General features: G+C 61.3%; 7 protein-coding genes. All 7 read left to right on the top strand.

Annotated elements, in window-relative coordinates:
- The coding region (locus KDL09_RS24240; RefSeq protein ID WP_294391203.1) for a DUF1501 domain-containing protein at positions 1-1,028 on the top strand (1,028 nt) is incomplete at its 5' end.
- A 57-nt stretch (positions 1,029-1,085) separates the two neighbouring features.
- Positions 1,086-2,114 carry an L-threonine 3-dehydrogenase gene (tdh, locus tag KDL09_RS24235; protein ID WP_294391200.1) on the top strand — a complete coding sequence of 343 codons (1,029 nt, stop codon included), beginning with the start codon at positions 1,086-1,088 and terminating at the stop codon, positions 2,112-2,114.
- A 39-nt stretch (positions 2,115-2,153) separates the two neighbouring features.
- A complete protein-coding gene (ald, locus tag KDL09_RS24230) occupies positions 2,154-3,254 on the top strand; it encodes an alanine dehydrogenase (protein WP_294391198.1) in 1,101 nt (366 codons plus the stop codon).
- Between the two features lie 106 nt (positions 3,255-3,360).
- Complete coding sequence (locus KDL09_RS24225) at positions 3,361-4,359, top strand: LysR family transcriptional regulator (protein WP_294391195.1); 999 nt, start codon at positions 3,361-3,363, stop codon at positions 4,357-4,359.
- Positions 4,360-4,501: 142 nt separating this feature from the next.
- The gene (locus KDL09_RS24220; protein WP_294391192.1) at positions 4,502-5,707 is read left to right on the top strand and encodes a Gfo/Idh/MocA family oxidoreductase; all 1,206 of its coding nucleotides are present in this window, start codon (positions 4,502-4,504) and stop codon (positions 5,705-5,707) included.
- 78 nt (positions 5,708-5,785) lie between these two features.
- Positions 5,786-6,994 (top strand): DUF3472 domain-containing protein, encoded by a 1,209-nt coding sequence (locus KDL09_RS24215; protein WP_294391190.1) that lies wholly within the window; start codon positions 5,786-5,788, stop codon positions 6,992-6,994.
- A complete protein-coding gene (locus KDL09_RS24210) occupies positions 6,991-8,181 on the top strand; it encodes a glycine C-acetyltransferase (protein WP_294391187.1) in 1,191 nt (396 codons plus the stop codon). The genes KDL09_RS24215 and KDL09_RS24210 overlap by 4 nt, the downstream gene beginning before the upstream one ends.
- Positions 8,182-8,239: the final 58 nt, after the last annotated feature.

Genomic DNA, 8,239 nt, shown 5'->3' with positions numbered 1-8,239 from the left:
TTCCGAACATCGGCTCCTGCGCGGATGAGATCGCCTTCATCCGCGGCATGTGGACGACTGACAACAACCACGGCGCGCAGGTGCAGTTCGCCAGCGGCCGTCACATGCTGGAACCTCGCGTGCCGACGATCGGCGCGTGGGTGACCTATGGGCTCGGCTCCATGTCGGACAATCTGCCGTCCTTTGTGAACATGGGACCGCGTTACTTCGACACGCGCGACGGCCACTATCTCGGCCCGGCTTACGACGCGATCAATTTGAAGGTGGATCCGAAGAATCCGCTCACCTTTGCCGCGCCGGAGTTTCAAATCGGTAAACCGGAGCAGGCGGCCCAGTTCGATCTCATTCACAAGCTGAACACACTCAGCGCCGGACAGTATCCCGGCGACAAAACGCTGGCGGCGCGCATGAAGAGCTACCAGCTCGCCTACAACATGCAGACCGCCGTGCCGGAGACGATGAATCTCGACGCTGAGAGCGCCGAGACGAGGAAGCTCTACGGCCTCGATGACAAGGTGACCGAGCCGTTTGCGCGACAGCTTCTCGTCGCGCGGCGTCTGGCCGAGCGCGGTGTGCGTTTCATTCAGCTCCAGCACGGCGATGGTGCGGCGGGCGCGTGGGATTCGCATTCGGGTTTGAAGAAGAATCACTCCAATCTCGCCCATCAGGTGGACAAGCCGATCTCCGGCCTGCTCAAGGATCTCAAGCAGCGCGGCATGCTCGACGACACGCTGGTCGTCTTCGCCACCGAGTTCGGCCGCACACCCGGCACGCAGGGCAGCGACGGGCGCGATCATCATCCGTATGGCTTCAGCGTCTGGATGGCCGGCGGCGGCGTCAAAGGCGGCACGATCCACGGCAGCACCGACGAGCTCGGCTTCCACGCCGTCGAGCATCCGCACTACGTCACCGACGTGCACGCGACAATCCTGCATCAGCTCGGCCTCGATCCGCATCGGCTGGAGATTCCCGGTCGCAAGCGCCTGGAGCGCGACTTTGGCCATGTGATTCGCGAGATCCTGGCCTGAGCCTGAAAATATTGCTTGCCGATATGTTGGAGTAATGTCCAATATATCGTCATACCCATGAAAGCACTCGTCAAAGCGCGCGCCGAACGCGGACTCTGGCTCCAGGACGTCCCGGAGCCAGAGGTCGGCATCAATGATGTCCTCATCAAAGTCCACAAGACCGGCATCTGCGGTACGGACCTGCACATCTACAAATGGGACGCCTGGGCGCAGAAGACGATCCCCGTGCCGATGGTCGTCGGTCATGAGTTCGTTGGCGAAGTCGTGCGTGTGGGTTCCAATGTGAACGACTTCCATCCCGGCGAAATCGTTAGCGCCGAAGGCCATGTCGTCTGCGGCCGTTGCCGCAACTGCCTCGCCGGACGTCGCCATCTTTGCAAAGACACCGTCGGCATCGGCGTGAACCGCACCGGTGCTTTCGCCGAATACATCAGCGTGCCGATGACGAACGTGTGGCATCACCGCGATGGCGTGGACGAGGAGGTGGCGAGCATCTTTGATCCTTTCGGCAACGCCGTGCACACTGCGCTCGCCTTCGAATGCCTCGGCGAGGACGTGCTGATCACCGGCGCAGGTCCCATCGGCATCATGGCCATTCCTGTCGTCAAGCACGCCGGTGCGCGACACGTCGTCATCACCGATGTTAACGAGTATCGCCTCGATCTCGCACGCAAGATGGGCGCGACGGTCGCCTTGAACGTCAAAAACGGGACCATCGCCGATGTGCAAAAGAAACTCGGCATGAAGGAAGGCTTCGACGTCGGCCTCGAGATGAGCGGCAACGCCGCCGCCTTCCGCGACATGATCGACAACATGTGCCACGGCGGCAAGATCGCGATGCTCGGCATCCCGAGCGAGCAGATCGCGATCGACTGGAACAAGGTCATCTTCAACATGCTAACCATCCACGGCATCTACGGTCGCGAGATGTATGAGACCTGGTATCAGATGAGCGTCATGCTCGAGAGTGGCGTGAACATCAAACCCATTATCACGCACCGCTTCCACTACACCGACTTCGAACAAGGCTTCGCCGCCATGGAAAGCGGCAACTGCGGCAAGGTCGTGCTGGATTGGAGCAAGTGACGTCGTTTCCATATTCCAACCTTCAACCTGTGCCCAACCATGATCATCGGCGTTCCCAAGGAGATCAAAGAACAGGAGAACCGCGTCGCTGTCACTCCATCGTCGGCCTGGCAGCTCATCAAAAGTGGTCATCAGGTGTTGGTCGAAACGCAGGCCGGAGCGGGCGCGGGTTTTCCTGACAGCGATTATGCGGAGGTCGGCGCCGAGATCGTCGGCACACACGCGGAGGTTTTTCAGCGTGGCGAGCTCATCGTGAAGGTGAAGGAGCCGCTGCACTCGGAATACCCGCTGCTGCGTCGCGGGCAGTTGCTGTTCACCTACCTGCATCTCGCGGCGAATCGCGAGCTTACCGAGGCCTTGATGGCCTCTGGCGTCACCGCGCTGGCCTATGAGACTGTCGAGGTGAACCGCCGCCTGCCATTGCTCGAACCGATGAGTGAGATCGCGGGGCGCATGTCGGTGCTCGTGGGCGGCTACTTCCTGGCCAAGCACGCAGGTGGCAGCGGCACCCTGCTCGGCGGTGTGCCGGGTGTGCTGCCGGGAAAAGTGGTCGTGATCGGCGGCGGTGTGGCCGGCATCAACGCCGCCCGCATGGCCACTGGCCTCGGTGCGGATGTGACGATCCTCGAAGTCGATCTGGAACGCATGCGCTTCCTCGACATCACGCTGCACACTGCGCACACGCTTTACTCGAACGAGTCTCATTTGATGGAGCTGCTGCCCCAAGTGGATTTGCTCATCGGCGCGGTGCTCGTGCCGGGTGCGAAGGCGCCGAAGCTTATCAATCGCGAGATGCTGCGCCGCATGCGGCCCGGAAGCGTGTTGGTGGACATCGCCGTCGATCAAGGCGGCTGCGCCGAGACCACGCACCCCACCACGCACCACGATCCGATCTATGTCGAGGAAGGCGTCATCCACTACTGCGTGGCCAACATGCCCGGCGCCTATGCCCGCACCGCCACGCAGGCGCTCATCAACGTGACGCACCGCTACATCGAACTGCTGGCAGACCACGGCCTCGAAGATGCCTGCGAGCGCCAACCTGCGCTCCTTGGCGGCATCAACGTCATGAATGGCCAGCTCACCAACAAAGCCGTGGCGCTGGCACATGGGATGCCGTTCTCACCTCCGAAGGTCTGACGCTGTCCTCCCTCCATTCACGGGGCGTTGCGTCATCCACACAGGAGATGAACCTGATCTTCGGACCTTGCATCGAGTGATCCACATCATTAGTCTTCACCAAACGATGAAAGCCAAGCGCAGCACAGCACGCCGCATCGGCGACACCGCCGAGTCGCCCGCGCGTCGGTATTTCAAAGAGGTGCGCTTTCGGCAGATCCGATCGCTGGTGGAGCTGTCGTGCCAGGGCAGCTTCGCGGCCACAGCGGCGGCACTGGATCTGTCGGTGCCGTCGGTCTGGCAGCAGGTTCGTTCATTGGAGCACGAGTATGGCGTGCAGCTCGTCGTTGCCGAAGGTTCAAAGGTTTCACTCACCGAAGACGGACGTACGCTGGTGGACCTCGCCGCGCCGCTGGTGGAGTCGTTTGATGGATTGCGCGCGATGTTTGAAGACCGGCGCAACACAGCGGCCCGCACGCTCACCGTCGTGGCACCGGCGGCGACGATCGCGGGCGCACTGCGTCGGCCGATCATTTCGTACCGCCAGCATCATCCCAAGGTGAAGCTCGCGCTCCTCGACCGGCCCTCCTATCTCGCTCGTAAGGTGATTGAGAACGATGAGGCTGACCTGGCGATCATGGGCATGGCCGCGGGCGATGAACCCATGCCACAGTTCCAATGTCTGCCGCTGACACGCCATGCCTTCCATCTCATCTGTCCGGCAAATCATGCGCTCGCGAAGACGCGGCAGTTGACGCTCGCAAGCATCGTTGGCGAGCCACTCGTGCTCGCGCCGGAGGAAAGCAGCTCGCATCGGCAGATTCGCCAGGTGTTTGCCAAAGCCGGTCTGGCGGAACGCATGAACGTGACCATGACCGCTACCAACCGCGCCCTGCTGCTCAGCTACGTTGCCATCGGCTTCGGCATTGCCATCGGCACCAGCGCGGCGAGCGTGAAACCGCCCAAGCGTGCCGCTGGTGAGGCTGAAATCGTCTTCCGCGATGTCGCCAGCCTCTTCGGCCACGAGGAAGTCTTCCTCGTCCAGCGCAAAGGCCGCTTCGAGCCTGCCCATGTGCGCGCTTTCCGCGAACTCGTGATGGCCTCAATGCGCAGCGACGCGGCATAAGTCCTCAAAACCTCCTTCTGCCGCCCGATTCATGCATTAGGCGTAGCCAAATGGAACGATCATGAATTGGTATTTCTGCACATGCGGAACAAAGCAGTGGTTCTCGCCCGGCGTTCATGCAGCTCCAACAAAACACATCATCATGAACCGCCGCTCCTTCTTCCACGCCACCGGTCTTGCCACGTTCGCCAGTCAGCTTGCTGCGCAGACGCCCGCCCCTGCGCCACAGCCCGCTTACAGCGGCCCGGTCTTCAAAATCGGCAACATCGGCTGCGGCGGTCGCGGCACGTTTGTGTCCGGAATCATCGCTGAAAACCTCGGCTTCAAGCTCACCGCCGCCTGCGACTACTTTGAGGACAGCGTTAAAACCTACGGTGAAAAGTTCGGCATCGCCGCCGATCGTCAGTTCACCGGCCTCGATGGATACAAGAAGATGCTGGAGCACGTCGATGCTGTCGCCATTCACAGCCCGCCCGGTTTTCACGTGCAGCAGGCCGTGGACGCCGTCGCGGCTGGCAAGCACGTGCTCATCGCGAAGCCCGTCGCCATCGACGTGGCCGGTTGTGAAACGATCCGCCAGCTCGCGAAGGATGCAGCGGCCAAGGGCATCGTCGTCCTCGCCGATGTGCAGTGCCGCGGCGACGAGTTTTTCCAGGAAGGCATGAAGCGCATCCACGAAGGCGCGATCGGCGATCTCATGTTCGGTGAGTGCCACTACGAAGCTGATTTGATTCCGCTGAAGTCCGAAGCAGACGATACGCCCGAAGGCCGTCTCAAGAACTGGATCCGTCATCGCGACCTCGGCGGCGACATCATCACCGAGCAAAACATCCACGCGCTCGACATCGTGAGCTGGGCTTTTGGTCGTCCGGCACGCGTCAGCGGCACCTGCGGTCGCGGCGGTCGTCCCGACAATGTCGGCGATGTCTCCGACCACTTCGCGCTGCTGTTCGAATTCCAGAAAGGCGCCATCACCTTTGCCTCACGTCAATACAGCGCATGGGGCTCGCCCTTCTTGTGCGAAAACCGTTTCGTCGGCAGCAAGGGGGCGTTCCAGAGCAAGTTCGGCGGCCGCGTGATGATCCGCGGTGGCAAAGAAAACTTCTGGGGCGGGGGCGAATCGAAGAACCTCTACCGCAGCGGCAGCGTGACCAACGTCGAGTCCTTCCGCGCTGCCATCGCCGACAAAAACCCGGGCGGCAATCCCACCATCGAAGGCGCAGTCGAAACGACCTTGTTCACGTTGTTTGGCGAGTTCGCTGGCAAGGCAGGCCATAGTGTCACTTGGGACGAATTCATCGCGAATGCGAAGCCGGTGAAAACCGATCTGAGCGGGCTGAAGGCGTAGGGCCCTCACAAGCGGAGCGAGGAGGTGCAAAATCTTGGTTGCCAAAATAGCGGACGTGCGTCCAATATACCGCCAACCATGCGCAAGCTCCTTACCGCTCTCATTTTGACCCTGACAGCCTCCTTGCACGCCGAGCTGCGTGTTCCGGCCTTCACCGCCTACACCGAGCCAGACTTCCGTGGCGTCGATATCTCGAAGGAGCATGGTCTCAGCGGCTGGAAAGACGCGAAACAGCATGTGCTGTGGTTCGGCGAGATCAAAACGCCCGGCAAACTCACCGCCGCGTTGCGTGTGCAGGGCGATGATGGCCGCGTTTTGAGCCTCAAGGTAGGCGAAACGAGCCGCGAAGCCACCGTGACGAACGGAGCGGCCTCGTTTGGCGAATTCGACATAGCGAAGGCCGGTTACGTGAAGTTTGAACTGACCTCCAACGATGGCTGCAAAGGCATCATCGACGCCCTCGTGCTCGATGGACCCGCGACGCATGACGCGCACTTCAATCTCGAACCGCGTCGCAACGCCTCCTCCGTGCATTTGATGTATCCGACGCCGAAGGACGAGCAGATCGCGCTTTTCTACAACGAGGTCACCGCCATCGAGGAGCCGCTTTACACCTTCTACATGGCCTGCGGCTTCTCGCGTGGCTACTTCGGCATGCAGATCAATTCGGAGACCGAGCGGCGCATCATCTTCTCCGTTTGGGACGCGGGCAACGGCACCAACGCAATTGACCGATCCACTGTCTCGAAGGACGATCAAACGCAGCTTCTCGCCAAAGGAGAAGGCGTTGAGGCGAGCGTGTTCGGTCACGAAGGCACCGGCGGGCACTCGCATCTCGTCTATCCGTGGAAAACCGGCCAGGCGCAGAAGTTCGTCGTCGCGGTGAAGCCCGAGGGCGATCACACGACCTACAGCGGCTGGTGGTTTCATCCGGAAAAGCAGAGCTGGATGCTCATCGCGAGCTTCCGTGCGCCAAAGGACGGCCAATACCTGCGTGGCCTGCATTCCTTCAGCGAGAACTTCGGCGGCCAAAACGGCCACCAGCAACGCAAGGCGCTCTATGGCCCGCAGTGGATCGCCAACGCTGATGGCAGATGGACCGAACTGACCACTGCAAAGTTCAGCCACGATCCAACGGGCAAAGCAAACCGCCTCGACCGCTTCATGGGCGTCGAGAACGGCAAATTCTTCCTCTCTCACGGCGGCTTCGTCGAAGGCTTCACCGAATACGGCACGCCCTTCACACGTCCCGCCACGAACGAACCGCCTTCCTTCAAGCTGCCATGAACTCCGCCTTCCACGCTCATCTCAACACGCAAATCGACGCCATCCGTGCCGCAGGCACTTACAAGCGCGAGCGCGTACTCAGCACGCCGCAAGGCACGCTCGTTCGCGCGAACGGCGGTGCGGCGGTGTTGAACATGTGCGCGAACAACTACCTCGGCCTCGCGCAGCACCCGAAGGTGCGTCAGGCCGCGCACGCATCGTTGGAGCACTGGGGCTACGGCCTCGCCAGCGTGCGCTTCATCTGTGGCACGCAGACCGTGCACAAAGACTTGGAGACCTCGCTGACGGACTTCCTCGGCACCGAGGACACGATCCTCTACTCGTCCTGCTTCGATGCGAACGGCGGCCTGTTTGAAACCATCCTCGGCCCCGAAGACGCGATCATAAGCGACGAACTCAACCACGCGTCGATCATCGACGGCGTGCGATTGTGCAAAGCGCAGCGCTATCGCTACAAAAACTGCGACATGGCCGATTTGGAGAAGCAACTCATCGACGCTGATGCCAAAGGCGCGCGCTTCAAGCTCATCGCGACGGACGGTGTGTTCTCGATGGACGGCTACATCGCGCCGCTGAAGGCGATTTGTGATCTCGCGGACAAATACAACGCACTCGTGATGGTCGATGACTCCCACGCTGTCGGTTTCATGGGCAAAACCGGCCGCGGCACGCATGAGCACTGCGACGTGATGGGCCGCATCGACATTATTACCGGCACGCTCGGCAAAGCCCTCGGCGGCGCGAGCGGCGGTTACACCAGCGGCCGAAAAGAGATCATCGAACTGCTGCGCCAGCGCTCACGGCCCTATTTGTTCAGCAACACGCTCTGCCCGAGCATCGCCGGTGCTTCGATCGCGGCGCTGGGTCTTCTCAAACACTCCACCACCTTGCGCGACACGCTCGAAGCCAACACCCGCTGGTTCCGTGTGGCGATGACGGAGGCTGGCTTCAACATCGTCCCCGGCGAACATCCCATCGTCCCCGTCATGCTCGGCGATGCTGCGCTCGCGTCGAAGTTCGCCGACGCCATGCTCGAGCGCGGCGTTTACGTCATCGGCTTCAGCTACCCGGTCGTTCCGCAGGGTAAGGCCCGCATCCGCACGCAGATCAGCGCCGCCCACACGCGCGAAGATTTGGACAAGGCCGTGAAGGCATTTGTCGACGTAAAGCAGGTTCTGGGTGTCTAACTCAGCGAGCCATGAACGCCGACCTCATCGCCAAAGCCATCTCGCTGGCTGCACGTCT

Origin of the sequence: Prosthecobacter sp., assembly GCF_020439865.1 — a bacterium.
In the GTDB taxonomy this organism is placed as follows: Bacteria; Verrucomicrobiota; Verrucomicrobiia; order Verrucomicrobiales; family Verrucomicrobiaceae; genus Prosthecobacter.
The sequence above is the reverse complement of the archived record's forward strand: the minus strand, read 5'-3'. Positions and strand labels throughout refer to the sequence as shown.